This is a genomic window from Vibrio sp. 10N.222.46.A1, assembly GCF_041473595.1.
Taxonomy (GTDB): domain Bacteria; phylum Pseudomonadota; class Gammaproteobacteria; order Enterobacterales; family Vibrionaceae; genus Vibrio; species Vibrio tasmaniensis_A.
Window position 1 is genome coordinate 1 of record NZ_JBFRSN010001856.1, and the last position, 434, is coordinate 434.

General features: G+C 44.0%; 1 pseudogene. It reads left to right on the forward strand.

Annotation, left to right across the window (positions count from 1 at the left end):
- A pseudogene (locus AB4496_RS29630) lies at positions 1–350 on the forward strand (oligopeptide ABC transporter substrate-binding protein OppA); the annotation flags it as partial.
- Between the last annotated feature and the right edge of the window lie 84 nt (positions 351–434).

The window sequence follows — 434 nt, forward strand, 5'->3', positions numbered from 1 at the left end:
TAGTATCACGTCGACAAGGTGATTTTGATGTGATGCGAGCGTCTTGGTGTGGTGATTACAATGAAGCGTCGACCTTCTTAAGCCTTCTGCGTTCTGAATCTTCAGGTAATTTTGCTCGTTACAACAACGACAAGTACGACGCAGCAATGGATAGCGCATTGGCTGCAACTAATGAGCAAGAACGCCAAGGTTTCTATGACCAAGCGGAGCAGTTACTGGCTGAAGATATGCCTATCGCGCCAATCTACTACTACATGCAGGCTCGCCTAGTGCGACCAAGTGTTGGCGGCTTTGCGAAGAATAACGTTGAAGGGCGTATCTACTCTAAAGATCTTTATATCAAGCAGTAAAAAGCTTTGAACATTATATAAATATAAAATCCCCATTCGCAGACAAGGCGAATGGGGATTTTAGTTACTAGGGGGTAGTAATTT